Annotated in this window: 1 protein-coding gene; it reads left to right on the forward strand. The window is 69.1% G+C overall.

What is annotated here, in order from left to right:
* The first annotated feature begins 69 nt into the window (after nucleotides 1–69).
* Nucleotides 70–1,419: an IS701 family transposase gene (locus tag LFM09_RS49985; RefSeq protein WP_414103714.1), complete on the forward strand. Its 1,350-nt coding sequence runs from the start codon at nucleotides 70–72 to the stop codon at nucleotides 1,417–1,419.
* The last annotated feature ends 130 nt before the right edge of the window (nucleotides 1,420–1,549 follow it).

The following is a 1,549-nucleotide window of genomic DNA, read 5'->3' on the forward strand; positions in this document are numbered from 1 at the left end:
CTAGTAGTACTTTGTTAGGTCTCGGCGTGTCGTGGGGACGCGGGGCGGGCCGGGCGGTTTCATTTCCCGGTGACCCCTGATGAGCTTGCCCATGTGCGGCAACGGCTTGAGGCCTTCGCGGCAGAGGTGTTCACGCCCTTGGCCCGATCCGACCAGCGAGCCAAGGGCGAGACGTATCTGCGTGGGCTGTTGCTGGACGGGCGGCGTAAGTCGATGCAGCCGATGGCGGAACGGCTGGGGGTGGATCATCAAGGGCTGCAACAGTTCCTGACGACCTCGACCTGGGACACCGGTGCGGTGCGGGTGCGGCTGGCCCAGCGTGCGGTGGAGGCGATCGGTCCGGTGGCCTGGGCGGTCGACGACAGCGGCTTCCCCAAAGACGGCACGAGTTCACCGGGTGTGGCCCGGCAGTACTCCGGGACCCTGGGCAAGGTTGCCAACTGTCAGATCGGGGTCAGCGTGCACGCGGTCACCGACACCGCCTCCTGCCCGCTGGACTGGCGGCTGTTCCTGCCGGAGTCCTGGGACACCGCCAAAGCGGGACCGGCGGCGGTCAAGGCGGCCAAGGCCAAGCGGCGCAAGACACTGAAGAACGCACCGCGAGCCGGCGCGTCGACTGGCACCGGGGTCGAGGTGGACGTGGAGGCGATCACCGAGGCTGCCAGGGCGCGGCGCGACCGGTGTGGCATACCGGAAGAGGAAGGTCATCGTCCGAAGTGGACGCTGGCCGTGGAGATGCTGGACGAGCTCGCCGAACACGGGTTGCGGCCACCGGTGCTGGTCGCGGACGCCGGTTATGGCGACAACGGCCAGTTCCGGGCCGCGCTCGACGAGCGGGACATCGTCTACAGCGTGCAGCTCAAGGGCGAGGCAGTGGCGCACACCAGCGAGGCGGTCCCCGCCGCGCGGCAATGGTCCGGCACGGGCCGGTGCGGCCGCCCGCCCGCTGACGCGCCCGTCTACCCGGACGAGCCGGTCAGCCTGGCCCGGCACGTGGCCGCCGCCGGCCGTGAGGCCGCGCTCACCGTCACCTGGCGCGAAGGCAGCAAGGGCGCGCTGTCCTCACAGTTCGTGTTCCTGCGGGTCCGGCCAGCCGGGCACCGCGTGCCCCGCGACACCGAGGACGGCATCCTGCCCGAGCGGTGGCTGATCGCCGAATGGCCCGACGACGAACCCGAACCGGTCACCTACTGGCTGTCCAGCCTTCCCGCCACCACTCCCGCCGCTGACCTCGTCCGCTACGCCAAGATCCGCTGGCGGATCGAGCACGACTACCGCGAACTCAAGACCGGCCTGGGCCTGGACCACTTCGAAGGCCGTTCCTGGCAAGGCTGGCACCGCCACGTCACCCTGGTCACCGCCGCACACCTGTTCCTCACCCTGCTGCGAGGCGACCCAAAAGCGGCTGCGCCGGCCTGACCCTCTACAAGGTCATCCGCGAACTGCAACTGCTCCTCGCGACCTGGACCGGCGTGTGCCTGACCTGCCACCAAACCGTGAAACCACTACGCCACAACAACCACCGACTAACCTAACAAAGCACTACTAG

The organism is Lentzea alba (assembly GCF_047445655.1).
GTDB lineage: Bacteria > Actinomycetota > Actinomycetes > Mycobacteriales > Pseudonocardiaceae > Lentzea > Lentzea alba_A.